A 26,428-nucleotide genomic window follows, 5' to 3' on the forward strand; every position below is an offset into this window, starting at 1 on the left:
CCAGCTCACCGGAGTGGGGTGCGGCCGGCGAAGACGGCGTCCAACGACTGTGCGGCGGCACCGGTCGCGGCTGCGCGTAGGCCGAGCGTACTGAGTTCGGCGCGGCACTCCGGTGATCCGAAGACCTCTGTCTCGAGGGCCGCACGTACCCGTGGGAGCAGCCATTCGCCGAGAGGTACGAAGTAGCCGCCGAGCACGATCATCGAGGGGTTGAGCGCGTTTGCGAGGACCGCCGACCCCGCCGCAAGCCAGTCACCGAGCTCGGCGAGTCCGTTGCGTACGCCCAGATCGGAAGCCGCCTCATCGGCGATGTCGATTGCGACGGAGACCGGATCGGCCGCCGACGGGCGCACTCCGCCTACGGCGCGCACCATTGCGGGTAGGCCGATGACGGCCTCCCAGCAGCCGTGCCTACCGCATGCGCAACGCTGCTGGGGGTCGCCGATGCGCATATGGCCGACCTCGCCGGCGTACCCCGCCCCGCCGCGTACGATTTCGCCCGCGCTGACGATTCCGGCGCCGATGCCGGTCGTACCCGTGAGGTAGAGGACGTCCGGTACGCCTTGCGCAACGCCATGGCGTGCCTCCGCGAACGCGGCGCAGTTCGCGTCGTTGTCGACGGCGACCGATACGTCGCCGCCGAGTGCGTCGCGGACCAGCGTCGTCAGTTCCACGTCGCGCCATCGCAGGTTCGGTGCGTACTCGACACGGTTGCGAGAGGTGTCGACGAGTCCGGGTACGGCGGCGGTCACGCCGACGACGCTGCGTCGATCGTCGGCAAGTCGGCTCACCGCGTCCGCCGCGGCCGTGACGATGGTGTCGGGCGTGACGGCCTCGACGGGCTGCTCTTCGGACAGCAGCGTCTGTCCGGAGAGGTCGACCGCGACAACGGCGAGATAGTCCACATTGGCCTCGATGCCGAGCGCCGCGTACCGGGCGCCCGACAAGGCGAGTGGCCGGCTCGGCCGTCCGCGCGCTCCAGCGAAGCTGTCCTGCTCCTCGACCGCCCCCGCCGCCAGGAGCCGCCCGCCGATCGTGCCGACGGTCGCCTTGGCCAACCCGGTACGCCGGGCCAGGTCGGTGCGGCTCAGCGGGCCCGCGTCGCGCAGAGCGCGGAGTACGAGCGCGGTGTTGTGCTGCCGCAGCACACCGGCCGCGGCAGGAGAATCGGTGCCGGCAGGGATCACCGCACGCCGTAGAGATGCTCGAGCGCGAGCTGGTCGAGGCGCTCGAAGGCCATCCCGCGCTTGGCGTGCTCCTCGGGATCGAACGAGTCGTGCTCGAGGTCGGCCCAGCTCTCGTTCTCAGCGAGGGTCGGTACGGACAGCTCGGGTACGCGGGCATCGGCCAGCGCCTGTTGCACATCGGGGTCTGCGCGGAAGGCACGCACCTTCTCGCGCAGGATCAGGTAGTTCGTCATGCATGCTGCAGCCGACACCCAGACGCCGGCGTCGTCCTCGGTACGCGGCGTCTTGTAGTCGAAGTGGATCGCGCCGTCGAAACCACCGGTCACGAGCGTGTCGACGACCCAGAACGCTCCACGCACATTGCCCGCGCCGAAGCGGAGATCCTGGTCGTAGCGCGGGCCGTGCTGGCCGTTCAGGTCGATGTGGAAGAGCTTGCCGTGCCAGAGGGCCTGCGCGTACCCGTGTGCGGCGTTGAGGCCAGCCATCTCCTCGTGCCCGATCTCGGGGTTGACCCCGAACAGCTCCGATCGGTCGAGGCTGTCGGCGAAGGCCAGAGCGTGTCCGACGGTCGGCAGCAGGATGTCGCCGCGTGGTTCGTTCGGCTTGGGCTCGATCGCGAACCTGAGGTCGTACCCGCGGTCGTGCACGAAGTCGCCGAGGATGTTGAATGCCTCGCGATAGCGGTCGAGTGCCGCGCGTACGTCCTTCGCGGCCCCCGACTCTGCGCCCTCGCGACCGCCCCAGCAGACGTACACCTGTGCACCGAGCTCGGCTGCGAGGTCGATGTTGCGCATGACCTTACGGATCGCGAACCGGCGTACGTCACGGTCGTTGGAGGTGAACCCGCCGTCCTTGAAGACCGGGTGGGTGAACAGGTTCGTGGTCGCCGTCGTGACGGCGAGACCGGTGTCGGCGAGACCCTTCTTCCACGCCCCGATGATGCGCTCGCGCTCTGCTTCGTCGACACCGAAGGGGATCACGTCGTTGTCGTGGAAGTTGACGCCGTACGCGCCGATCTCGGCGAGTTTGTGCAGCCCGCGTACCGGGTCGAGGTCGGGGCGCGTCGGTTCGCCGAACGGGTCGCGTCCGCCGTACGCGACGGTCCAGATTCCGAAGGAGAACTTGTCTGCGGGAGTCGGGGTGGGTATCGGCACGATCGGACCTCTCGTTGTCGGGCGTTCTGGACGGCAGGGGCGCGTCACCAGTCGGCGGTTCGCTCCCGCAGATGTGCGTACGCTGCGCGTACCTCGGGCTGCGGGTCGGCTTCGGTGGGTTCGCCGACGGCGACGCTCCAGGAGGGTGGCTCGGCGGTACCGGCAAGTGCCCATGCGGCCTGCCGGGCGGCACCGAGTGCGACGTACTCGGCGTCGGCGGGTACGACGACCGGTACGCCGAGGATCGCCGGCGCCAGAGTACGCACGGCTTCGCTGCGTGCTCCGCCGCCGACCAGCAGCACGCGTCGAGGCACGACACCAGTCGCATCGACGAGCGCGTCGACCGCATCGGCGAGGCTGCACAGGAGAGCCTCGACTGACGCTCTGGCGATATCGGCAGGCGTCGTCTGGCTGGTCAGGCCGTGCATGGTGCCGACCGCGTCGGGACGGTTGGGGGTGCGCTCGCCGTCGAGATACGGCAGCAGCGCCAGGCCGTTGGCGCCCGGTGCGGCCGACAGCGCGAGGTCGGAGAGTCGTGTCTGGTCGACGCCGAGGGTACGACCGGCGAGCTCGAGAATGCGTGCGGCGTTCAGCGTGCACGCGAGCGGAAGGAATCGCCCGGTCGCGTCGGCGAAGCCGCTGACCAGGCCGGTGCCGTCGGCGACCGGCTTCTCGACGACGGCCGATGCCACTCCCGAGGTGCCGACCGACACGACCACGTCGCCAGGCCTGGCGTCGAGCGCGAGTGCCGCGCCCATGTTGTCGCCCGTGCCGGGTGCGATGACTGTGTCGCCTACGTGGCCGATGGTCTCGGCCGGTGTCGCTATGCGCGGTCGATCGAACTCGTGGCCGAGCGCGTTCATCGCGAGCTCGGGGATCCAGTCGTCGGCGCGCGGCGAGAAGTAGCCGGTGCCGGATGCGTCACCGCGGTCGGTCGTCGGATCGTCGCCGCGGCCGGCGAGGTGCCAGGTGAGGAAGTCGTGGGGGAGGAGCACCCGGGCGACGCGCTCGGCGTTATCGGGTTCGTGGTCACGCAGCCAGCGCAGTTTGGTGATCGTGTACGACGCGACGAACACCGAGCCCGTTGCGTCGGCGCATGCCTGCGGACCGCCGATCTCGTCCACGAGCTCGTTGGCGGCGGCGGCCGATCGGGTGTCGTTCCACAGCAGCGCATCGCGGACGGGTTCGCCGGCGGCATCGAGGCCGACCATGCCGTGCTGTTGACCGCCGACCGCGACGGCACTTGCTCGATCGAGCAACGGTCCGGCGGCCGTGCGCAGAGCGTCCAGCCAGGCGTAGGGATCGACCTCGGTGCCCTCGGGGTGCGGCGCCGTACGGGTGTCGACCACCTCGCCGTCAGCGGCGCGTACGAGCATCGCTTTCGTCGACTGGGTCGAGGAGTCGATCCCGACGACGAGCTCTTCGTGCGACACGGCGAGGCTCCTTCTGGTACGAGGCTCTCAGTTTCGTACGAGTCCTGAATTAAGTCAACGCCGAGGTGATCTGCCATGATGTCGCCTCGTGAGCCTGACTCGGGCAGTCAACGACCTCAACGACGCATGCCGGCCGACCCGCCGGGTGCCCACGCGCCACTTCGTCATCGAGGAATGCAAGGTCGCGTACGTCTGCAATCCCGGTGCGTCGTCGACGGCGTTGCGATGGCTGCTCGCTGCCATCGGCGGGCTCGCACCCGAGGCGTTCGTCCGATCGACCGGAACCGCCGCGACCCGTCGCGAGACCGTCCAGGACAACCGTCGCTGGGGTTCGATCGTCCGCCCGCGATCGGGCGTCATACCCGAGCTCGCTCGACTCTCCGAGGCCGACGGCTGGTTCGTCTTCACGGTCGTACGCGATCCGCGGGAGCGAGTCTGGGCCGCGTGGCAGGCGAAGGTACTACGCGGTGATCCGAGGATGCTCGCGAACGAAGACCTGCGGCGCTGGATCCCCGATGCGCCGCGGACACCGGCCGACGTCATCGGTCCGTTCACGGACTTCGTTCGTGCGCTCGCCACGGGAACGGCCGGCGCGATCGCCCGCGATCCGTACTTCCGGCCGCAGACCGAGACGATCACGCGGCCGGGCTTGTCGTATACCCAGGTGTACGACAGATCGCAGATCGCCCGGCTGCTTGCGGATCTCGCCAACCATCTCGAGCGCCTCGGCCGGCCGCGCAATCTGCCCTACCAGCCCGGTCCGCGACTCCCGTTCGCACTGAGTCGCACGGTGCTCACCGACCAGGTCGCGGGCGATATCAAGGACGCGTACGCTGCGGACTTTGCGGCATTCGGCCACGCCTGGCCGGATGAGCCGTTGCTCGCAGACGAGGACTGGGATCGCGCCGGATACGGCGCCGTGGACTTCGTACGCGCGGCGAACGAGCGGATCGCCGACCTCTCCGGTCTGTTGCGGCCGGCGAGTAGCCCCGACCCGGAAGGCGCCGGACGTGTCTGACCTCGAGGCGCCGCCCCTTCGCCGACCCTGGTCGTTCGTCATCGACGCTTACCGGCTGGCGTATGTGACTGTCCCGAAGGCCGCCTGCACGACGCTGCAGTGGCTTGTCGCCGAGTTGTCCGGAGAAGACCTGAGCGGCGCGACCGCGCAGCCGCACGCCGCGGCGAGCCGCAGGCAGCTCGTCCATCAACGCCGCCTCTGGCAGCACACACCTGGCCTCGACGCGCTCTCAGCCGACCGCCGCGGGGCGATGACGCGCGGCTCGGGGTGGCTCACCTTCGCGGTGGTGCGCGACCCGCGGGCGCGCCTGTGGTCGGCATGGCAGTCGAAGTTGTTGCTCCGGCTGCCTCGCTACGTCACGGCGTACCAGGACGAGCCGTGGTTTCCGCGGGTGCCGACGGAGACGGCACACGTGGTGGAGGACTTCGCAACGTTCGCCCGGGCGTACGAGGCGGGTGCGGTCGGCGCGCTCATGGACGACAGCCACTTCCGTCCCCAGGCCGAGATCCTCGCCGGGGTCGACGTACCGGAGCTCGAGTTGTACGACCTGAGCCGGTTGGACGAGCTGATGGCCGATATCGGGTCGCACCTGGCCACGTACGGCCGAGAGATGCCCGACCTCGCTCGCGAGAACTCGACGCCCCTGCCGCTTACCTCCGAGGTGCTCGCCGACGGCGTTCAGGAGCGCATCGAGCGCTGCTACGCCGCCGACTTCGAGCGATACGGGTCACTGTGGCCGGCCGTGCCGCGCACCCGCGATGCGGCGACCTGGACTCGGACCGCGTTCGACGACATCGCCATGCGCATCGAGATGCACGAGCGTCTCGGCGATCTGGCGAAGATGGCCCGCCGCGCTCGTCGTCGCTGACGATTCTCAGGCGTGGTGCGTCAAGATGATCGGGTGACTATCCACTCGGACCACCCGTTCCTGCCGCCCGAGGGCGACCGTGATCCGGTGCGCCGGCTTCGGGGGCGTACGCCCGCACCGGTCACGCTGCTCGCGACGCGCGACAGCGACGCCCGCGCGGGGCTGACGGTCTCGTCGTTGATGGTCGCCGACGGCGATCCGGCCCACGTGCTCGCGCTCGTCGACGAGGACTCCGATTTCTGGGATCTACTCGAACAGACCCGCGTCGCGGCGATCTCTCTGCTGTCATGGCGGCACCGCGCGCTCGCCGACGCTTTCGCCGGTGTGAGTCCAGCGCCCGGAGGGCCGTTCCGGCTCACCTCGTGGGACGAGACCGAATGGGGACCGGTCGTCTCCGACGCCGCCGCCTGGGCGGGCGTACGCCTGGTCGACGGCGAGCCACGGCACGCCGGATGGGCGCTACTGCTCGACGCACGGATCGAGCAGATCGAGATTCGCGACGACGACGGTGACGAGCCGATGACCCATCTGCGTGGACGTTACCGGCGCTCCTGAGCGCTGCGATCTCAGACGTTCGGTCTCGGCCCACGCCGAAGCTCCGGACTGCCCACCCGCCGTCTATGTTGGTCCGGGGATACCGCGAAATGGAGATGCAGATGGCCGAGCGCGTCGACGAGCAGGGCACGTACGTGGAGAAGGGCGCGGAGTTCAAGCGCGATATGAACTACATCGACACGCGCATCACCAAGGATGGCCGCGACGGTTATCCGGTCGAAGCGGGGCGCTACCGGCTCGTTGCGGCGCGGGCGTGCCCGTGGGCGAACCGCGCGGTGATCGTACGCCGACTCCTGGGTCTCGAAGGTGCCATGTCGATGGGTCTGTGTGGTCCCACCCACGACAAGCGGAGCTGGACCTTCGATCTCGATCCCGGCGGCGTCGACCCGGTGCTCGGGATCGAACGGCTGCAGCAGGCGTACTTCAAGAGGTTCCCCGACTACCCGCGGGGCATCACCGTGCCGGCGATGGTCGACGTGCCGACGGGGGAGGTCGTCACGAACGCGTTCGAGCAGATGACACCCGACTTCTGCACCGAGTGGACGGACTTCCACCGTGACGGCGCACCGGACCTCTACCCGGCCGCGCTTCGAGACGAGATCGACGAGATCGCGCATCGCAACCGCACGGAGGTCAACAACGGCGTCTACCGGTGTGGCTTCGCCGGGTCGCAGGAGGCATACGACGAGGCGTTCGGTCGATTGTTCGCGCGACTCGACTGGCTGTCGGAGCGGCTTGCCGAGCGTCGCTTCCTGGTGGGCGACACGGTCACCCTCGCCGACATCTACCTGTTCAGTACGCTCGCGCGCTTCGACGCCGTCTACCACGGGCACTTCAAATGCAACCGGCACAAGCTCACCGAGCTACCCGTGCTGTGGGCGTACGCGCGTGACCTGTTCCAGACGCCCGGCTTCGGCGACACGATCGACTTCGTACAGATCAAGCAGCACTACTACATCGTGCACGCCGACGTGAACCCGACGCAGATCGTGCCCGTCGGCCCCGACCTGTCCGGCTGGTTGACACCGCACGGGCGGGAGGCACTCGGCGGTCGGCCGTTCGGCGACGGTACGCCTCCGGGACCACCCGCCGAGTCGGAGGTCGTACCGCCCGAGCACACCATTGCGGCCTGGACCTGACAACGCGTCCGTCCCGCTGCTGCTCCGCAGCAAACCGCGCCACTCACTAGCAAACTTGCTGGGTAGCGGCGCGGAATACCACGGGCCCACAGCAAACCGCGCCACTCACTAGCAAACTTGCTGGGTAGCGGCGCGGATTGCCATGGGCCCGTGGTAATCCACGGGCGCCGCAGCCCACCGATGGGCATACGGCCGGAGCATCAGCCGTCGACAAGCGCAGCGGCAAGTCGCGCCGCGTACTCCTCTGCCTCGCCCTCGGCGTACTTCACCCGCGGCCAGAAGAAGCCACGTAGGCCGTCGCCCTTCGTACGCGGGACGACGTGCACATGCAGATGCGCGACGCTTTGGCTCACCACGTTGTTCGCGGCGACGAACGTGCCCTGGGCGCCGAGACCGGCCGTGATCGCATCCGCGACCCGCTGGACCTCCTCGAACAGCGGCGTCAACAGCGCGGAAGGCAACTCGGGCAGGGTCACGATGTGCTCGCGCGGCACGACCAGGGTGTGGCCCTTGAACACCGGCCGATGGTCGAGGAAGGCAACGGTGTCGGCGCCTTCGTGCACGATGGGTGCCGTGACCTCACCGGAGATGACTTTGCAGAACACGCAGTCGGCCATCCGCCCATCCCACCACGTATACGTCGGGTGTGTTCGGTGACACGTCGCTGGACGCCGGAGCGCCTGGCTCGCACGACGCTGGGGCGACAGTTCCCGCGCATCCGCGGTCGGCGCACGACAGCCGTCGTCGAGGCGTACCGCCGGCTCGGCCCGATCCAGACTCAGGTGCCGCGCGCCGCACACGTTGCGCTGGCATCGCGGCTGCCCGGGGTCACGTACGAGACGATCACCGCCGCGTTCGAGGCGTACGACGTCGTCAAGGCGAGCAACCTACGCGGCACCGTGCACACCTCGACCGCTGAGCAGCACGGCTGGCTCGCAGCGGTATGCGAGCAGCCGCGCGACCGGTTGCTCGCCAATCACCTGAAGCTCTCGGGCATCGAGCCCCGCGATGTCACGGACGAGATCGAGCGGTACGCGCGCGGAGAGTGGCGCGAGCGCAAGGAGCTCGTCGCCCACATGTGGGGCTGGCTCGACGAGCATGGCGCCGGCACGAGCAATGGCGCAGAGAGCACCACCATGAGCGACAGTCTGCTCTGGGGTCATGCGCGGCTCGTTCGTCGCCCCCGCGACACCGCGTGGGAGCGCCGTACGGACGTCTACCACCAGGCTGCGTCCAGTGTGATCGGCGGCGACGCCGTGACGGCCGGCGATGCGATGGAGCGACTGGTCCGTCTCCATCTCGGTGCGTACGGCCCGGCGACGAGACGTGACATCGCCTGGTGGCTCGGCACCACGCTGACGCCGGTCGACGACGCGATCATCCGACTCGGTGACGAGCTCGTCACCCATTCGGCCGACCTGCGCGACCCGCTGCTCGACCTCGCGGATTCGCCGCTGGCGGGGCCCGATCCCGGCACGAGGCTGCTGCCGGAGTTCGACGGGTTGATCCTCGGGTACGCGCCGGAGAACCGAGGCCGGTTCGCACATCCCGACCATCTCGAGCGGATCTTCGCCCGAGTCAACGGCCTGATGTCGCCCGCGGTCCTGCGCGAAGGGCAAATCGTCGCAACCTGGAAGCCGATCACGAAAGGCAAGCGGGTCGAGGTCGAGGTGCAGATGCTCCCCGCCTTCCCCGATCTACCGGTTTCCGAGCTCGACACCCCGGTATCCGATCTCGGGTCTGCCCTCGGCGTCGAGGTGGCCGACGTACGAGTCGTACGCGGGTGACACTGCGCGGCGCGGGGACAGTTAGACTCGAACGTTCAGGGCCGCAGTCCGCTGCGCCGTGTGCCCGACGCACCAACCCGAACGGAGGCGCGCCCGATGGGGATGCTCGACACGATCGAAGATCCGAGCGATCTGCGCGATCTCGACGACGAGCAGCTCACCGCCCTGGCGGCGGAGATTCGCGAGCGGATCATCGCGTCGGTCGCCTCGAACGGCGGTCACCTCGGTCCGAACCTCGGCGTCGTCGAGCTCACCATGGCCATCCACCGCGTCTTTCGCTCACCCAGCGACCGGGTCGTGTTCGACACCGGCCATCAGGCGTACGTGCACAAGATGCTCACGGGCCGCGCCGACGAGTTCGACCAGCTGCGCAAAGAGGGCGGCCTCTCGGGCTACCCCTGTCAGGGTGAGTCCGAACACGACATCGTCGAGAACTCCCACGCCTCAACCAGCCTCTCGTACGCCGACGGGCTGGCGAAGGCCAAAGCGCTCGCCGGCAGCGATGACCACGTCGTGGCAGTGATCGGCGACGGCGCACTCACGGGCGGCATGGCGTGGGAGGCACTGAACAACATCGCCGCCGACGAAGACAGCCGGCTCGTCGTCGTGGTCAACGATAACGGCCGTTCGTACATGCCGACCGTCGGCGGTCTGGCGAACCACCTCGCCACTTTGCGTACGAACCCGAAGTACGAGCCCGCGCTCGAAGCGATCAAGGACCGCATCAAGGGCACCCGGGTCGTCGGGCCGAAGGCGTACGACACCCTGCATGCGATCAAGAAGGGTCTCAAGGACGCCATCGCACCGCAGGGGATGTTCGAGGATCTCGGCATCAAGTACCTCGGTCCGATCGACGGCCACGACCGCGATGCGGTGGAGAACGCCCTGACCCTCGCAAAACGCTACGGCGGTCCGGTCCTGGTGCATGTTTTGACGACGAAGGGCAAGGGCTACGACATCGCCGTCGCCAACGAGGTCGACCAGATGCACCAGGCCCCGTCGGGCGGATTCGACCCCGAGACCGGCGACGCCATCGCGGCCGCTCCGGCCTCGTGGACCTCCGTGTTCCGCGATGAGATCGTCCGGCTCGCCGACGACGATCCGAAGCTGGTCGCGATCACGGCGGCGATGCTCTACCCCGTCGGCCTCGATGCGTTCGCCGAGAAGTTCCCCGAGCGCGTGTTCGACGTCGGCATCGCCGAACAGCATGCGGTGACGAGCGCCGCCGGGCTCGCCATCGGCGGCATGCATCCGGTGGTCGCGCTGTACGCGACCTTCCTGAACCGCGGTTTCGACCAGTTGCTGCTCGACGTCGCCCTGCACGGTTGCGGCGTGACGTTCGTACTCGACCGCTCCGGTGTGACCGGCGACGACGGGCCGAGCCACAACGGCATGTGGGACCTCTCGCTGCTGCAGATCGTGCCGACCCTGCGGCTGGCGGCGCCGCGTGACGGCGCCCGGGTACGCGAGCTGCTCGGCGAGGCGGTTGCGGTCGACGACGCGCCGACGGTGGTCCGTTACCCGAAGGGCGCAGTCACCGCCGATGTCGAAGCGGTCGACCGCATCGGCGCCACAGACGTCATGTTGCGCACCGGCGACGAAGACGTGCTGCTCGTCGGGGTCGGCTCGATGGTGGGCACCGCGATCGAGACCGCACGACTGCTCAGCGATGACGGCATCGGTGTGACGGTTGTCGATCCGCGCTGGGTGAAGCCGGTCGCCGGCGAGATCGTCGAGCTCGGCGGGCGACACCGGCTCGTCGTCACCATCGAAGACAACGGACGTTCCGGCGGCGTTGGTTCGATGGTGCAGCAAGCGCTCAGCGATGCCGACGTGAGTACGCCCGTGCGGGTGCATGGTGTGCCACAAGAGTTCCTCGATCACGCCAAACGCGATGTGATCCTCGAGCGCGTCGGGCTCACCCCGCAGGCCGTTGCCGACGACACGCGGGCGCGTCTGCGCTGACCGCGCGTACGCGGGATTACGCTGGCTACGCAACGTTGTCTACGGGGCGGAGGTCTGCGATGGCCACGCGTGATGCGAACCGCGGGCTGAATCGGACCAAGTCCGTCGAGCAGTCCATCCATGACACCGAGGCACCCGAGCATCGGCTGAAGAAGAACCTCGGTGCGCTCGACCTCGTGGTGTTCGGTGTCGGCGTCATCATCGGCGCCGGCATCTTCGTGCTGACCGGTCAGGTCGCCGCGAGCAACGCGGGTCCGGCCGTCGCGCTGTCGTTCCTGTTCGCCGGCATCGCCTGTGCATTGGCGGCGTTGTGCTACGCGGAGTTCGCTTCGACCGTGCCTGTTGCCGGTAGCGCGTACACGTTCTCGTACGCGACCTTCGGTGAGTTCATCGCGTTCGTCATCGGCTGGGACCTCGTACTCGAGTTCACCATCGGCTCGGCCGCGCTCTCTGTCGGGTTCTCCGGATACCTCAACACGCTGCTCGACGGCACACCGTTCGAGTTGCCTCTCTCCCTGCAGTCGGTTTCGACCGTCGACAATCCCGACGGCGTGTTCAACCTGTCCGGATTCGTGATCGCGCTCGTCGTGATGGGCATTCTGATCGCCGGCATCAAGCTGTCGAGCATCGTCAACCAGATCGTCGTCGCGATCAAGCTCGCCGTGGTGGCGATCGTGATCGTCGGCGGGATCGGCTACATCTCGGCGGACAACTACGATCCGTTCATTCCGCCGTCCGCCGGCGCCACCGGTGCCTCGGGGAGCTGGTTGCACGTACCGCTGGTGGAGACCCTGCTCGGCATCGAACCTCAGGTGTACGGCGTCGCGGGAATCTTCAGCGGTGCGGCGATCGTGTTCTTCGCGTTCATCGGGTTCGACGTCGTTGCGACGACGGCCGAGGAGGCGCGCAACCCACAGCGCGACGTACCGATCGGCATCATCGGCTCGCTCGCGATCGTCACCGTCCTGTACATGGCGGTCAGCCTCGTCATCACCGGTATGCAGGACTTCAGGACCATGTCCCCGGACGATGCCGCTCCGCTCGCGACGGCGTTCGACGATCAAGGGGTGCATTGGATGGGCGATCTGATCTCCGTCGGTGCCTGTATCGGACTGACCGTCGTCGTGATGATCCTGATGCTCGGGCAGACGCGTGTCGCGTTCGCCATGGCGCGCGACGGCTTGCTGCCGCAGCCAGTCGCCAAGGTGCACCCGCGCTTCGGCACGCCGTACGTCATCACGCTGATCGCGGGGTCGGTTATTGCCATCATCGCCGGGTTCGTCGACCTGTCCACCCTTTCCGAGCTGGTCAACATCGGCACGCTCTTCGCGTTCGTACTGGTCAGCGTCGGGGTCGTCCTCCTGCGCCGGAGGCGGCCCGACCTAGAGCGCTCCTTCCGGGTCCCGGCCGCTCCGGTGGTCGCGGCGCTCGCCGTACTGATGTGCGTGTACCTGATGCTGAACCTCCCGGGTGAGACCTGGGTCCGGTTCCTGATCTGGATGGCGATCGGACTCGTCGTCTACTTCGCGTACGGCCGATCGCACAGCAGGCTCAACTTCCGGACCGACTGAGATGCCCTCGCGCACAGTGGGACACTGGAACGGGGAATGCCAGGACCCCCGAGTGCGTTGGAGGGATTGCTATGGGATGGATCCGTGACCGACGTACGCGCCGAAACGCGCCGCAGCTGCCCGGCCTCGACAAGGGGGAGCGGCCGGTGCTGCTCCATGCGCTCGACGGTTTCCTCGGGGCGGGCTCCGGTCCGAGGGTGGCCGCCGAGTACATCGCGGGCGACGACGGTGTGACCGTCGAGAGCTTCGACGTCGACGAGTACTACGACTACCGAGCCCGCCGTCCGGCGCTCGTCTTCGACGAGAACCGCTACACCGACTACGAGCAGCCGGCACTCGACGTACAACTGCTGCGCGATGCTGCGGATACGCCGTACCTGTTGCTCGCGGGTCCCGAGCCGGACTACCGGTGGGAGATGTTCGCGACCGAGGTTGCGTACGTCATCGAGCAGTACGACGTCTCGCTCACGGTCGGCATGGGCGCCGTGCCGATGGGCGTACCCCACACCCGGCCGCTCGTCGTCACCCAGCATGCGAACCGCAAGGCGTTGATCGACCAGCGCAACCTCTGGAACGGTCAGGTCGTCGTGCCCGCCAGCGCGCAGGCGATGGTGGAGTACCGCCTCGGCGAGTGGGGGTACGACGCCATGGGCTATGTCGTGCACGTTCCGCACTACCTCGCCCAGGTCGACTACCCCGCTGCGTCGATCGCACTGCTCGACGCGGTGTCCCGGCGCACCGGGCTGCAGTTCGAGCTCGACGACCTACGCGCCCGCCAGGTCGAGGCGATCGCCGATATCGAGGACCAGATCCGCGAGCAGGACGGCGGTGCCGTACTCGCGAACCTCGAGCAGCAGTACGACGCGTTCAGCCGCGGGGCGAACCAGTCGCTGCTGGCATCCGACGACTCCTTGCCGTCCGGTGAGGAGCTCGGCCGCCAGTTCGAGCAGTTCCTGGCCCAGGTCGACAAACGCGACGACGACTAGCGCGACGACGATTGCCCTGAGTTCGGGCGCGGCCATGACACAATGCCCGCGTGCCTGAATCGATCACCGAACTCGTCGGCCTGCTCGACCTCGAGCGGCTGGATGAGGATCTGTTCCGTGGCTCGCATCCGCGCTCGAGCGAGATGACGCGGGTCTTCGGCGGCCAGGTCGCCGCGCAGGCCCTGATGGCCGCCTGCTCGAGCATCCCGGCCGGCCGCAGCGTGCATTCGCTGCACGCGTACTTCCTGCTCGGCGGAGACCCGTCGGTTCCGCTCATCTACGACGTCGATCGCATCCGCGACGGCGGTTCGTTCAGCACCCGGCGGGTGATGGCGCGTCAGCACGGCGAGGTCATCTTCTACCTGACGGCGTCGTTCCACAAGCACGAGCTCGGGTACGACCACCAGGACGTGATGCCGGTCGTACCGCCGGTCGAGGACTCGATCAAGATGGTCGACCTCTTCGAGACGCTCAACGAGAGCGTCGCGGAGCACTGGCGACGGGAGTGGTCGGCTCTCGACCTGCGCTACGTCGGCGACAACCGCGCCGAGGACGACCCGACTCGCAAGACCGTCCCCGCCGTGCAACGCATGTGGTTCCGCGCCAACGGCGACCTTCCCGACGACCCGGTGCTCAATGCCTGCGTCTTGACCTACATCAGCGACCTGAGCCTGCTCGGTACGTCGCTCCTCCCGCACGGCGTGATGATCGGGTCACCACGGCTCCAGCCGGCGTCGCTCGACCACGCGGTCTGGTTCCACCGTCCCGTACGCGCCGACGAGTGGCTGCTGTATGACCAGACCTCGCCGACGGCCACCGGTGCGCGTGGCTTCGCGACTGCCAACATCTACACGCAGGACGGAGTCTTGGTCGCGTCGGTTGCACAGGAGGGCCTGATCCGGCCGATCGAACCGAAGGCCTGACGACCGGTCAGAGCGCGGCGACCCGGCCGACCAGATGCGTCATCGGCTTCTTCGTACCCGATACGGCGAACGTCGACTCGCGCACGCCGACCTCGGCACCGAACACGACGCTCCCCGGCAGCAGGATCGGCTTCTGGAACTCCACGTCGACGCGGTACGCGGCGGGCAGATCGCTCGCGATCGCAGCCAGGCACCGCGCCTTGGTCCACATCCCGTGGGCGATCTGTCGGGGAAATCCGAGTGCCTTCGCACTGAGCCGATAGAGGTGGATCGGGTTGCGATCGCCCGACACAGCACCGTAGCGCCGCCCCAGGTCGGCGCCGAGCCGCCAGCGGGACGTGCCGGCCGGTGCGTCGATGCCGTCGAGCGGCGAAACGGCGACGGCGGACTCGTCACGCCGTCCGCGGGAGAGGTAGCTGCTCGTCTCTTCCCAGACCGTCGTGTCGTCGACCGTCGCGCGTGAGACCAGGTCGATGAGCCGCCCGCGCGGGTGGGCTCGCAGATTGGCGGCGTTGACGGACATCGAGTACGTCTCGCCGACCTCGATCGGGCGATGCTGGGTGATCGAGTTCGTGAGGTGCACCAACCCCATCGGCGCGAACGGGAACGCCGTATCGGTCATCAGCTTCAATTGCAACCCGAACGCCGCGAGATGCGGGTACGTCGCCGGCAGCTCGTTGCGGAGCCCGAAACCGCAGACATCGGCGTACGCGGCAAGCTGCGCGCCGTCGGTCGTGACGGCCGCCCGCGTGAGCGTGACGTCCGGGACCACGTCACCGCCGTGGCGTACCCCCGGCAGCCGGCCCACGACGGGCAGTGCCGGCAGTGCGGCCTTCGCGTAGAGCGGGAGCGCCGAAGGCGCCCGGTCGAGGTTGCGTACCGACATCTCAGGCACCGAGCAGACTCTGACCGCACACGCGCACGACGTTGCCGCTGACCGACGACGAACCGGGGTGCGCGTACCACGCGACCGTCTCGGCGACGTCGATCGGCAGGCCGCCTTGCGACATGGAGTTCATCCGGCGACCGGCCTCGCGGATCGCGAGCGGAATGGTCTTGACCATCGCCGTCTCGATGAAACCGGGTGCGACCGCGTTGACGGTGATTCCGGAGTCGGCGACCCGGGTGGACAGCTCTTGGACGAACCCGATGACGCCGGCCTTCGAAGCGGCGTAGTTGGTCTGCCCGTTGTTGCCCGCGATGCCGGCGATCGACGAGACACCGATGACCCGGCCGTTCGGGCGGATCAGCTTCTGGGCGAGGAGCTCGGCGGTGATGCGTTGGGGTGCGCCGACGTTGACGTCGATGACCGACTGCCAGTTCTCCGGCTTCATGTTGCGCAAGCGCTTGTCGCGGGTGATGCCGGCGTTGTGTACGACGATGTCGACACCGCCGTACGTCTCGTCGAGCTGGCGTGCGATTCGCTTCGGTGCGTCGGTCGCGGTGATGTCGAGGACGATGCTCGAACCGTCGAGCTCGTCCATGAGTCCCTTCAGATCACTGGCGAGCGGTGCGACGTCGAGCCCGACGATGCTGGCCCCGTCGCGATGCAGGGCTCGCGCCATCGCCTCGCCCAGACCTCGCGACGCCCCCGTGATGAGAGCCACCTTGCCGTCGAGCGGCCGCTGCGGGTCGGCATCTTCTGGAGCGTTGTGCGCGACGGTGCCGATACGTACGACCTGTCCCGACACGTACGCCGACTTGGGGGAGAGCAAGAACTCGACGGTCGAGGCGATGGAGTCCTCGGCGCCCGGGACTACGTAGACCAGCTGCACGGTGGAGCCGCCGCCCACCTCCTTGCCGAGTGATCGCGTGATGCCCTCGAGCGCGCGCTGGGCGATCGCCTCGCTGTCGGAGTCGGCCGCCTCGGCGGGCGTACCTAGGACGACGATGCGCGCGCAGCGGGCGAGGCTCCGCAGCACCGGGGCGAAGAACTCCTGGAGCGCCAGCAGCTGAGCGGGCGTCTTGATGCCCGTCGCGTCGAACACGATGCCCTTGTACCGCTTGCCGTCCTCGGCCGTGTCGGCGACGGTGACCTGTCGCGTGGCGAGGACGTCGCCGACGTACTTCACGAGTCTGCCGCCGTCGGCAGCGCCGAGCAGCACCGTGCCGTCCACCAGGGGCGCGCCGGTGCGCCAGCGGTCCAGGACGGGCGGGTTGGGAAGGCCGATGTTCTTCGCGATCAGCTGGCCGACCGGGGTGTTGATCAGCGACTGGTAGCGGTCAGTCATTCGCGATGTGTCCAATCTCTCGCATACCGGTGGTATCTCGAACGTCGTACGAACTGTAACTTCTGGTTACGCTCGTAGTCCACACGGTGTGGCGCGCATGACGCGACCGCCTTCGATGGCGGCGAGCGTCGTCACTGACAGACTGGCATACACGGCTCGTGACTTCGAGCCGACTGATGAGGAGTTCGGATGGCTGGCACACAATCGGGTTCGGCGAGTGCACCGCGGCGGGTCGCCATCATCGGCGGCAACCGGATCCCGTTCGCGCGTTCGAACAAGACGTACGCGCATGCGTCGAACCAAGACATGCTGACGACCGCAATCAACGGTCTCGCGGAGCGGTACGGCTTGGTCGGTGAGCGGGTCGGCGAGGTCGTCGCCGGCGCGGTGCTCAAGCACAGCAGGGACTTCAACCTCACGCGTGAATCGGTGCTGGGTTCGGTCCTGTCCGCGGACACGCCTGCGTACGACATCCAGCAGGCGTGTGACACGGGGCTGCAGGCGACGGTGCAGGTGGCCAACAAGATCGCGCTCGGCAAGATCGAGGTCGGCATCGCGGGTGGCTCCGATACGACCTCGGATGCGCCGCTCGCCGTCAACGAGCGGCTGCGCAAGATCCTGCTGGAGGCGAACCGTGCCAAGTCGATGAAGGGTCGGCTGGCCGCGCTTGCGAAGGTCCGGCCCGCGCATCTCGCGCCGGCGATCCCGCAGAATGCCGAGCCGCGTACCGGCCTGTCGATGGGCGACAGTGCTGCGCTGACCGCGGTCGAGTGGGACGTCACCCGTGCGGAGCAGGACGAGCTGACCGTCGCTTCGCACCATCGGTTGGCGGCGGCGTACGAACGCGGCTTCCTCGATGACCTGATGTCTCCGTACCTCGGGTTGGAGCGTGACCAGAACCTGCGTGCCGACTCGTCGACGGAGAAGCTGGCGAAGCTGAAGCCGGTGTTCGGCAAGGGCGATGCGGCGACGATGACCGCGGGCAACTCGACGCCGCTCACTGATGGCGCGTCGGCGGTGTTGCTCGCGTCGGAGGAGTTCGCGAAGGAGCGTGGCTGGGAGATCCTCGGCTATCTGAGCGATTACGAGACGGCCGCGGTCGACTACGTGCACGGGCAGGAGGGTCTGCTCATGGCGCCTGCGTATGCGATGCCGCGGATGCTGGCGCGTGCGGGTCGTTCGCTGCAGGATTTCGACTTCTACGAGATCCACGAGGCGTTTGCTTCGCAGGTGCTCGCGACGCTCAAGGCGTGGGAGGATCCGATCTTCTGTAAGGAGCGGCTCGGCCTCGATGCCCCGCTCGGGCCGATCGATCGGGACAAGCTGAACGTCGCGGGTTCGTCGTTGGCGGCGGGTCATCCGTTCGCGGCGACGGGCGGTCGGATCGTCGCGACGTTGGCGAAGCTCCTTGCGGAGAAGGGTTCCGGCAGCGGGGTCATCTCGATTTGTGCGGCGGGTGGACAAGGAGTCACCGCGATCATCGAGCGGTGAACCACGCAGCGAGGTACGGTCTGGCCCAGCGGGGTCAGTGGCGCGACCGGTCAGCTCTTGGGTACGCCGGTTGCCATGGCGATGGCGGCTTGTAGGAGGTACTCGCGTACCACGTCGAACGAAACCGACTGGACCTCGGGGAGCCCGGGGCTGGACTCGCTGACGACGAGGCGGAGCCGGGCGAGCTGTAGTCCGCCGAGTGCCTGTGTGTAAAGGACGTTCGCGAGCAGTTGTGCGTCGTCGACCTGGAAGTCGCCACTCTTCGAACCGGCGTCGAGTACGTCGACGAGAGCTTGTAGTGCACCGCTGATGGCGCGTCCGAGCCGGAACATGGCGCCTTCGGCGACGTCGTTCATCAGCTCGGTGCCGGGTGTGCGGAGCAGGGTGAGCGCGCAGTCGACGAATGCGGGGTATTGCTCGCCGTAGTCGAGGAATGCGCCGCAGATGAGGCGTAGTCGCTCGGGCGGAGTCTGGGTTTCGTCGTCGGCGGCGCGCATCCGCGACTGGATCTCGTCGAGATAGGAGACGAGGGTCAGCGCGAACAGCTCCTCCTTGCCGGTGAAGTGGCGGTAGATGATGGCGCGGTTGATGCCGACGGCACGTGCGATGTCTTCGATCTGTGCGTCGCGTACGCCTGCAGCGTCGAAGAGGGAGCGCGTCGCTCGGAGGATCTCATCGGATCGCTGGCGGCGTCGTTGTGCGGTCGCGCTCATCGGTGCCGTCGACTTGGGCCTCGACCCGCGCGGCTGGGACGGCGAGGCCGATCGAGAGGTCGGATCCATCCATCTCATCCTACGACAGCGATCACGCTGCGTTGCGGCTATGTGCGATTGTCCGGTCGGCGTGGCGGGAGGTTCTACGATGCGCGTGTGCACGATTCGAGGTCTGGCTCCGCAGTACGTACGTGGCTGGCCGGGCGTCCGGTACCGGTTGAGGTCATGTTGTCGCCCATGCGGAGGGGTTCGGGTGACCCGACGTACGCCGAGCACGATGGACGGATCTGGCGGGCGATGCGTACGCCGGCCGGACCCGCGACGCTCGCCATGCCGAAACGGGCGGAGGACGGGCGGGTCGTGGCTCAGGCGTGGGGCGACGGTGCCGAATGGGCGCTCGATCGCGTTCCTCGGATGCTCGGAGACGACGACGATCTCTCGGGTTTCGTACCGCGTCACGACGCGTTGGCGAATGCGTGGCGACGGTTCGGGCCGATTCGGGTGCCGGCGACGGGCCTGGTGTTCGAGACGCTGTTGGTGGCGATCCTGGAACAGAAGGTGACCGGCAGTGAGGCGTGGTATGCGTGGCGCCGACTGGTCCGAGAGCACGGCGATCCCGCACCCGGCGCGGGCGCGGAGCTACGACTTGCGGTGCCGCCGGACGCGGCGACGATTCGCAGGATTCCGTCGTGGACGTGGCGGCAGCTGTGCGTCGACCATGCCCGCTCCAAGGCGATCACCGTCGCTGCGCAGCGCTGTGACGCGCTCGAGCGGACAGTTGACGCCTCGCCGACCGACGCCGATGCAGCACTGCGATCGTTGCCCGGTATCGGGGTCTGGACTTCGGCCGAGGTACGTCAGCGCGCCCACGGGCACAGCGATGCGGTCAGCTTCGGTGACTACCACCTGAGCTCGCGCGTCGGCCTGATGCTGGTCGGCGAGCCGATCGACGATGCCCGGATGGCGGAGGTGCTCGCTGACTACCGTCCGCATCGCTACCGCGTGCAGCGACTCGTCGAGCTCGCAGGGCCGATGCGGCCGCGGAGGCACCCGAGAATGCCGCCGCGGCGCCATCTGCCGACGCCTGGCTCACGAGCCTTCTGACGTCCTCGGCCAGGCGGGGCGATCGAGCCGTAGCCATCCGCGGCGCGGCACATCGTCACCGCATGTCACCGGCACATCGCCGGCCATCCCGCATGGTGCTGTCGATCTCTTCTCGTACCGCGAGACGACGAAGTAGCGGCGTGCGCCGATCAGCCGCCGCGGCCCGCGTACCCGCACTCCACGGGCGGACGTACGGCTGACGTCGAGCCGGGCGATGCGTTTGCGGGTGGCGTTGCTGATCAGGTCGGCGCGCAGCGTGCCGTTGTGCGCGTAGATCGTGATGTTCCGGGATGCGCCGGGCTCCGGCTCGGTGCCGAGCTCGAGCACAATGTTGCGACGCCGTTTGTGCAGATCGGCGGTACGGAACTTCTCGTACGTCCGCACGGTGTACGCGAGGTCGACGTGCCGCTTGCCGTACACGGCGACGCGATCCGTCACGCGCGCTATGTCGAGGGGGCCGCCGGTGTCGTCGGGGTCGGTTGTCGTTGAGCGGGTGACCCGCTCGTGCTCTGTCGCCTGCGCGGGCGGGCTGGTGGCGGCGAACAGCAGCGGTGCGGTCAGGATGCCGACAGCGGCGGTCGCGGTCGTTCGGCGGGACGGTAGTAGACGGGTACGGATGGTCGCTCGGCGCACGGTGTTGCCTTTCGGCCGGAGGGTTCGAAGGCAGCGTGCCGCCGCCTTCGCCGATCATGCGAGGATGCGACGCGGTTCTGTGGACAGGTCGCGTGCTGTGGACGGAACCGGGACGAAACGGCGTACGTCGAAGCGATGCACGAGAGCATGACGACCAGGAGGTGCGGACATGAGGATCATTGGTGATCTGGCTCGCGCGGCCCGCAGGAGGCTGCTCGCCGGTGCGGCAGCGACCGCGATGATCGCGACTGCGCTCGTCGTCGGCCTGGCTACTCCGGCACAGGCCTGCACCTGTGTGGCAACCGATCTGAAGACCCAGGCCAAGCAAGGCGATGCCGTATTCGTCGGAACGCCCGTCGAGGTGACAGACGACGGAGGCGACCTGGTGTACGACGTGCGCGTGAGCGATGTCTACTCAGGTACGGCCGACCCCGTGACCACCGTTCGTACCGCCGAGAGCGACGCGGCCTGCGGGGCAGACCTCGAGCTCGACAAGCAGTACATGTTCGTCGGAGAGCAGAAGCAGGCGCATGGCGACGTGTCGACCACGGGATGCTCGGGCACCCAGCCGATTTCCGACGAGGTCATCCAGGCGGTCGAGAAGGCGCTCGGACCCGCGACTCCATATCGGGGTACTTCCGGCGACGACGGGCGCGACCAGGGCGGCGGCGACAACTCCTCCGACAACGACGGCAACGGCTCGTCGAACGCCAGCGGCGACGACGCGGCATCGGATGGGACGACCGCGAGCGACTCGGAGCAGGAGTCGAGTGACGACGGGAACACCGCGACGTACGCGACGGTCGGCGTCGTTCTGGCCGTTGCGATCGGCGCGTCGTTCCTGCTTCCGCGGCTGCGGCGCCGGTCGCGGTGACGCAGCGGGAGTAGGTGTCGCCTAGGGTGCGTCTCCAAACCCCACGTCGGCTCGCGTGTCTCCGCATCCCGACCGGCTGCGTTGCGGTCACTCGAAGGAGGATCGGCTACGTCTTCGCTCCCGCGCCTTGCCGGACCGGGCGCGGAGGCCCGCTCCCTGATCGACGCGGAGTTTGGAGACACACCCTAGCGCTGACGGGCTCGCTGGTGGATCGCGTCGACGTCGAGTCGGCGCGGTCCGGATCCTTCGGCGCCGAGCTCGTCGTGGTGGTTGTAGAGCGTGCAGCGGCTCAACGAAAGGCAACCGCAGCCGATGCAGTCGGTGAGGTCGTCGCGCAGACGTTCCAGCTGCTCGATGCGCTCGTCCAGCTTGGTCCGCCACGACTGCGAGAGTCGGGCCCACTCCCGGCGCCCTGGAGTCTTGCCGTCGGGAAGAGTCTCGAGCGCGTCCTTGATCTCGGCGAGCGGGATCCCGACGCGTTGCGACACCCGAATGAATGCCACCCGGCGCAGGATGTCGCGCGCGTAGCGCCGCTGGTTACCGCTCGTACGCACGCTGCTGATGAGCCCTTGGCGTTCGTAGAAGTGCAGTGCCGAGACGGCGACACCGCTGCGTGCTGCGACCTGTCCGGGAGTGAGCATCTTGGCGTTCCAGGGTGGCGATTCCAACGTTCTGCCCTTCTCGTACAGACCTGAACAACGATCCAGGTTACTCGCACGACAGTCCGCCCGCAGATCGCTGCCGTGCGGGCTGTCGGTGCCCCGCCGTACGCTCGTTGACATGAGACCAGTGAGCGAGCTCGCCCGGCAGGTGGCACCGATGCGGGTTGTATCCGACTACGAGCCGTCCGGCGACCAGCCGCGGGCGATCGACCAGCTCGCAGAGCGTATCGGTGGCGGTACGAAGGATGCCGTCCTGCTGGGGGCGACAGGCACCGGCAAGACGGCGACTGTCGCCTGGCTGACCGAGCGGCTGCAGCGTCCGGTGCTGGTTCTGCAGCCGAACAAGACGCTCGCCGCGCAGTTCGCCAACGAGCTGCGCGAGCTGTTCCCCGACAACGCCGTCGAGTACTTCGTGTCGTACTACGACTACTACCAGCCCGAGGCGTACGTACCCCAGACAGATACCTACATCGAGAAGGACTCCTCGATCAACGAAGAGGTCGAGCGGCTGCGCCACTCGGCGACGTGGAGCCTGCTCACCCGGCGTGACGTGATCGTCGTCGCGACTGTCTCGTGCATCTACGGCCTCGGCTCGGCCGATGAGTACATCAACCGGATGATCCATCTCGAGGTCGGTGCAGATCGTGATCGCGACGAGCTGCTGCGCACCCTCGTGCAGGCGCAATACACCCGCAACGACCTGAACACCACCCGCGGCAACTTCAGGGTCCGCGGCGACACCCTCGAGATATTCCCCGTCTACCAGGAGCTGGCGGTGCGGGTCGAGTTCTTCGGTGATGAGATCGAGCGGCTGATGACGCTGCACCCGCTGACCGGCGAGGTGCTCACCGACGAGAAGGAGCTCTACGTCGGCGCGGCAACGCACTACGCGGTCGGGCCCGAGGTCATGGAGCGCGCGATCGGCGGCATCGAGACCGAGCTGGCCGAGAGGCTGTCCGAGCTCGAGGGCCAGGGCAAGCTGCTCGAGGCGCAACGACTACGCATGCGCACGTCGTACGACATCGAGATGATGCGTCAGGTGGGCAGCTGCTCCGGCATCGAGAACTACTCGCTGCACATGGACGGCCGCGAGCGGGGGAGTGCACCGAACTGTCTGCTCGACTACTTCCCCGAAGACTTCCTGCTCGTGATCGACGAGTCGCATGTGACGGTTCCCCAGATCGGCGGCATGTACGAAGGCGATATGTCGCGCAAGCGCACCCTCGTCGACCATGGGTTCCGACTGCCGAGCGCGATGGACAACCGGCCGCTGCGCTGGGAGGAGTTCCTGCAGCGGATCGGCCAGACCGTCTATCTGTCCGCGACGCCCGGGCCGTACGAGCTGGAGCAGACCGGCGGAGAGGTGGTCGAGCAGATCATCCGGCCGACCGGTCTCGTCGATCCCGAGGTCGTGGTCAAGCCGACGAAGGGTCAGATCGATGATCTGATCGGTCAGATCCGCGAGCGGGTCGACCGCGAGGAGCGGGTCTTGGTCACCACGCTGACCAAGAAGATGGCCGAAGACCTCACCGACTACCTGCTCGAGGCCGGGCTTCGCACGAGGTATCTGCACAGTGAGGTCGACACCCTGCGTCGAGTCGAGCTGCTACGCGAGCTGCGGATGGGTGAGTACGACGTGCTCGTCGGCATCAACCTGCTTCGCGAGGGTCTCGACCTGCCCGAGGTGAGCCTGGTCGCGATCCTCGACGCCGATAAGGAGGGTTTCCTGCGGTCCGGTCGGTCGCTGATCCAGACCATCGGCCGTGCCGCTCGCAACGTGTCCGGGCAGGTGATCATGTACGCCGATGCGATCACGCCGTCGATGGAGCAGGCGATCGAGGAGACGAACCGCCGCCGCCAGGTGCAGCAGGATTACAACAAGGAGCACGGCATCGACCCGCAGCCGCTGCGCAAACGCATCGGCGACATCACCGACATGCTCGCGCGCGAGGATGCCGAGATCGAGGAGCTCGTCGGCGGGTCCGGGCGATCGCAGTCGCGGGGCAAGGGTGCGGTGGCAAACCCGGTCCTCGGGCCTTCGTTCAACCGCGATACGGCCAGCATGCCCGCGGGCGAGCTCGCCGATCTGATCCAGGAGCTGAACGAACAGATGCACACGGCCGCAGCCGAGCTGCAGTTCGAGGTCGCTGCGCGTATCCGCGACGAGATCGGCGACCTGAAGAAGGAGCTGCGCTCGATGATCAACGCGGGCGCATAGCGGCCGACCGACTCAGGTGATCGTCAGCCGCCAGGGCAGCGCGAGTACACCCGAAACAGTGAGGCCGGCGGCGCGGGCGGCGCCGACGAGCAGACCCTCGGGTGACGTGGCGACGGCGTCGCCGGGGGACTCGCTCGACTCGGAGGGGATCAGCCGCTGCAGCGCAGACACGTGCGGCACCGGCACTGCGCGAACTTGGTCAGCGGCGACGCCGGCCCGCTCGGCGGCGGTGTCGAGCGCCGTACGAAGGCCGCCGAGCTGGTCGACGAGCCCACGGTCGCAGGCGTCGGCGCCGGTCCACACCCGTCCGCGGGCGAGGGACTCGAGCGTCGACACGTCCATGCCACGGTCCTCGGCGGCCTTGGTGGTGAAGTCGGCGTACACCTCGTCGAGCCAGTCGTTGACCTTCGCCCACTGTGCGTCGTCGAACCGAGACGTCGAGCTGAACATCGTCGCGTGAGCTCCCGATCCGATCGACTCCGCTGTCACCCCGATGCGTTCGAAGGTTCTCCCGAGCGCGACCTTGCCGCCGAGCACCCCGATCGAGCCGGTCAGCGTGCTCGGAAGCGCCACGATCGCGTCGCACGGCATCGACACGAAGTAGCCGCCCGACGCTGCGACGCCTGCCATCGACGCGACCACCGGCCGGTCGGTCGCCCGGAACTCCCGCAGAGCATGTCGAATCGCATCGGAGGCGACGTACGAGCCGCCGGGGCTGTCCACCCGCAGGATCAGCCCGCGCAGGCTCTCGTCGTCCGTGGCGAGCCGAATCGCCGCGCAGATCGACTCGGATCCTGCGGTACGACCGCCGAACGGGCTGCCGCCGGTGCGTCCGGTGGTGATACCGCCGCTCACCGACACGACGCCGATCTTCGGCCGACCGCGACGGCGCAGTTGTTCAGTCGGCCGATTGGCGCGATGGCGTGCGTAGCGATGGGCGTAGCGCAGGGCGACTTCGCCGTCCCTGCCCCATTCGCGGCGGGCATGGGCGTACGCATCGCTGCGGTAGCCGAGGTGATCGACGAGTCCACGCTGAACCGCGATCGGGGCGGGCACCGGTGCGGTCGCCATCGCGTCCTCGAATGATGCGGCATCCAGACCGCGGCGTCGTGCCGCGACCGACGCGATGCGGTCGACGACCGAGTCCGCAATGCGCTGGGTCATCTCGCGATTCGGCGCGGAGATCTCGCGCGACATGATCTGCTCGGCCGCGGTCTTGAACTCATGTCGTTGGCCCAGCTGGGGCTCTGCATCGATCTTGTCCAGCACGCCGCGAAGCGTCATCACATCGAGTGCGACGCCCATCAGGGCGACGCCGCCGCTCGGCTGCAGCCAGATCGCGTCGGTGTGCAGGGCGAGGTAGTACGCGACACTGCCCGGACCGAGCTCGCCGAAGCTGGTGGCCGTGGCGAGGGTCGGCTTACCACTGAGCGCGAACTCCTCGAGCGCCGCACCGAGCTCCTCGGCCTGTGCGATCGGTACCGAATCGGAGATGGTCACGATGACGCCTGCGACCTGTGGGTCGTCGGCCGCGTACCGGAGTCCGGCCAGCGTCTCGGCCAGCGAGGGCGTGTTGCGTGCGCGCAGCGCCGAAAGCGGGTCGGTCGGAGCGTGCGCGAGCAGGCCACGAGTCAGATCGATCTCTACCACCAACGGGAGCCCGGCACGGTCGGTGAACGGCAGACGAGGCGTCTTCATGCGTTCAGCGTAGGTGGTAACAGCCGGCTGCCGGCGAGAACTGACACAGCCGACCGGTGGTGGCTCCCGGCCAAACCTCCTGACACAATGACCGGCGGAGGGGAGTATTCCTTCGTCGATCCGCCGTCAGCTCGGCCACGCAGGCGTGGCCCGGTGGACCGGGCCGCTCGCGGCGGAAGAGACCTCCGGCAGCATGTTCCGCTTGACCGGAGGTCTGA

Annotated in this window: 23 protein-coding genes; 13 read left to right on the top strand and 10 right to left on the bottom strand. The window is 68.0% G+C overall.

What is annotated here, in order from left to right; translation table 11 throughout:
- Window positions 1-5 precede the first annotated feature (5 nt).
- The 3 genes from MU582_10315 to xylB are packed head-to-tail and all read right to left on the bottom strand — an operon-like array spanning window position 6 to window position 3,774.
- On the bottom strand, window positions 6-1,187 hold the full coding sequence (locus tag MU582_10315) for an ROK family transcriptional regulator (GenBank protein UPK77007.1): 1,182 nt from the start codon (window positions 1,185-1,187) through the stop codon (window positions 6-8).
- Entirely contained in the window at window positions 1,184-2,341 is a 1,158-nt protein-coding gene (gene xylA / locus MU582_10320) for a xylose isomerase (protein ID UPK77008.1), read from the bottom strand. The genes MU582_10315 and xylA overlap by 4 nt, the downstream gene beginning before the upstream one ends.
- Before the next feature lie 44 nt (window positions 2,342-2,385).
- Window positions 2,386-3,774 carry a xylulokinase gene (gene xylB / locus MU582_10325; protein UPK77009.1) on the bottom strand — a complete coding sequence of 463 codons (1,389 nt, stop codon included), beginning with the start codon at window positions 3,772-3,774 and terminating at the stop codon, window positions 2,386-2,388.
- 88 nt (window positions 3,775-3,862) lie between these two features.
- Here xylB and MU582_10330 point away from each other — a divergent pair, with 88 nt between their 5' ends.
- From MU582_10330 to MU582_10345, 4 genes are all read left to right on the top strand, one after another.
- Complete coding sequence (locus tag MU582_10330) at window positions 3,863-4,792, top strand: hypothetical protein (protein ID UPK77010.1); 930 nt, start codon at window positions 3,863-3,865, stop codon at window positions 4,790-4,792.
- Window positions 4,785-5,660 carry a sulfotransferase family protein gene (locus MU582_10335; protein UPK77011.1) on the top strand — a complete coding sequence of 292 codons (876 nt, stop codon included), beginning with the start codon at window positions 4,785-4,787 and terminating at the stop codon, window positions 5,658-5,660. Before MU582_10330 ends, MU582_10335 begins: the two co-directional genes overlap by 8 nt.
- A gap of 33 nt (window positions 5,661-5,693) precedes the next feature.
- Complete coding sequence (locus tag MU582_10340; protein ID UPK77012.1) at window positions 5,694-6,215, top strand: flavin reductase family protein; 522 nt, start codon at window positions 5,694-5,696, stop codon at window positions 6,213-6,215.
- A gap of 101 nt (window positions 6,216-6,316) precedes the next feature.
- The gene (locus tag MU582_10345) at window positions 6,317-7,354 is read left to right on the top strand and encodes a glutathione S-transferase C-terminal domain-containing protein (GenBank protein ID UPK77013.1); all 1,038 of its coding nucleotides are present in this window, start codon (window positions 6,317-6,319) and stop codon (window positions 7,352-7,354) included.
- A gap of 200 nt (window positions 7,355-7,554) precedes the next feature.
- Here the strand turns inward: MU582_10345 and MU582_10350 are convergent, their stop codons facing one another.
- Window positions 7,555-7,971, bottom strand: coding sequence for an HIT family protein (locus tag MU582_10350; GenBank protein ID UPK77014.1), 417 nt, complete (start codon window positions 7,969-7,971; stop codon window positions 7,555-7,557).
- A gap of 36 nt (window positions 7,972-8,007) precedes the next feature.
- Here MU582_10350 and MU582_10355 point away from each other — a divergent pair, with 36 nt between their 5' ends.
- From MU582_10355 to MU582_10375, 5 genes are all read left to right on the top strand, one after another.
- Window positions 8,008-9,141: a winged helix DNA-binding domain-containing protein gene (locus MU582_10355; GenBank protein UPK77015.1), complete on the top strand. Its 1,134-nt coding sequence runs from the start codon at window positions 8,008-8,010 to the stop codon at window positions 9,139-9,141.
- Between the two features lie 96 nt (window positions 9,142-9,237).
- Entirely contained in the window at window positions 9,238-11,106 is a 1,869-nt protein-coding gene (dxs, locus tag MU582_10360) for a 1-deoxy-D-xylulose-5-phosphate synthase (protein UPK77147.1), read from the top strand.
- 59 nt (window positions 11,107-11,165) lie between these two features.
- The gene (locus tag MU582_10365) at window positions 11,166-12,677 is read left to right on the top strand and encodes an amino acid permease (GenBank protein ID UPK77016.1); all 1,512 of its coding nucleotides are present in this window, start codon (window positions 11,166-11,168) and stop codon (window positions 12,675-12,677) included.
- A gap of 71 nt (window positions 12,678-12,748) precedes the next feature.
- Window positions 12,749-13,663, top strand: a complete 915-nt coding sequence (locus MU582_10370; GenBank protein ID UPK77017.1) for a PAC2 family protein — start codon at window positions 12,749-12,751, stop codon at window positions 13,661-13,663.
- A gap of 50 nt (window positions 13,664-13,713) precedes the next feature.
- Entirely contained in the window at window positions 13,714-14,586 is an 873-nt protein-coding gene (locus MU582_10375) for an acyl-CoA thioesterase II (protein ID UPK77018.1), read from the top strand.
- A gap of 7 nt (window positions 14,587-14,593) precedes the next feature.
- Here the strand turns inward: MU582_10375 and MU582_10380 are convergent, their stop codons facing one another.
- Entirely contained in the window at window positions 14,594-15,472 is an 879-nt protein-coding gene (locus MU582_10380) for a hypothetical protein (GenBank protein UPK77148.1), read from the bottom strand.
- A 1-nt stretch (window position 15,473) separates the two neighbouring features.
- The gene (locus MU582_10385; GenBank protein UPK77019.1) at window positions 15,474-16,817 is read right to left on the bottom strand and encodes a 3-oxoacyl-ACP reductase; all 1,344 of its coding nucleotides are present in this window, start codon (window positions 16,815-16,817) and stop codon (window positions 15,474-15,476) included.
- A 189-nt stretch (window positions 16,818-17,006) separates the two neighbouring features.
- Between MU582_10385 and MU582_10390 the strand changes: the two genes are divergently transcribed.
- Window positions 17,007-18,308 carry an acetyl-CoA C-acetyltransferase gene (locus MU582_10390; GenBank protein ID UPK77020.1) on the top strand — a complete coding sequence of 434 codons (1,302 nt, stop codon included), beginning with the start codon at window positions 17,007-17,009 and terminating at the stop codon, window positions 18,306-18,308.
- Window positions 18,309-18,358: 50 nt separating this feature from the next.
- Here the strand turns inward: MU582_10390 and MU582_10395 are convergent, their stop codons facing one another.
- A complete protein-coding gene (locus MU582_10395; GenBank protein UPK77021.1) occupies window positions 18,359-19,090 on the bottom strand; it encodes a TetR/AcrR family transcriptional regulator in 732 nt (243 codons plus the stop codon).
- 168 nt (window positions 19,091-19,258) lie between these two features.
- On the opposite strand from MU582_10395, the gene MU582_10400 reads away from it, so the two are divergent.
- Window positions 19,259-20,125, top strand: a complete 867-nt coding sequence (locus MU582_10400) for a DNA-3-methyladenine glycosylase 2 family protein (GenBank protein ID UPK77022.1) — start codon at window positions 19,259-19,261, stop codon at window positions 20,123-20,125.
- Here MU582_10400 and MU582_10405 read toward each other — a convergent pair.
- Window positions 20,111-20,758 (bottom strand): hypothetical protein, encoded by a 648-nt coding sequence (locus tag MU582_10405; protein UPK77023.1) that lies wholly within the window; start codon window positions 20,756-20,758, stop codon window positions 20,111-20,113. The genes MU582_10400 and MU582_10405 overlap by 15 nt on opposite strands.
- Window positions 20,759-20,927: 169 nt before the next feature.
- On the opposite strand from MU582_10405, the gene MU582_10410 reads away from it, so the two are divergent.
- Complete coding sequence (locus tag MU582_10410) at window positions 20,928-21,632, top strand: hypothetical protein (protein UPK77024.1); 705 nt, start codon at window positions 20,928-20,930, stop codon at window positions 21,630-21,632.
- A 185-nt stretch (window positions 21,633-21,817) separates the two neighbouring features.
- Here MU582_10410 and soxR read toward each other — a convergent pair whose 3' ends face one another.
- Entirely contained in the window at window positions 21,818-22,273 is a 456-nt protein-coding gene (soxR, locus tag MU582_10415) for a redox-sensitive transcriptional activator SoxR (protein ID UPK77149.1), read from the bottom strand.
- 139 nt (window positions 22,274-22,412) lie between these two features.
- Here soxR and uvrB point away from each other — a divergent pair, with 139 nt between their 5' ends.
- Window positions 22,413-24,512: an excinuclease ABC subunit UvrB gene (gene uvrB / locus MU582_10420; GenBank protein UPK77025.1), complete on the top strand. Its 2,100-nt coding sequence runs from the start codon at window positions 22,413-22,415 to the stop codon at window positions 24,510-24,512.
- A 12-nt stretch (window positions 24,513-24,524) separates the two neighbouring features.
- Here uvrB and sppA read toward each other — a convergent pair whose 3' ends face one another.
- A complete protein-coding gene (gene sppA, locus MU582_10425) occupies window positions 24,525-26,210 on the bottom strand; it encodes a signal peptide peptidase SppA (protein UPK77026.1) in 1,686 nt (561 codons plus the stop codon).
- Window positions 26,211-26,428 lie beyond the last annotated feature (218 nt).

The organism is Nocardioidaceae bacterium SCSIO 66511 (assembly GCA_023100825.1).
Taxonomy (GTDB): Bacteria; Actinomycetota; Actinomycetes; order Propionibacteriales; family Nocardioidaceae; genus Solicola.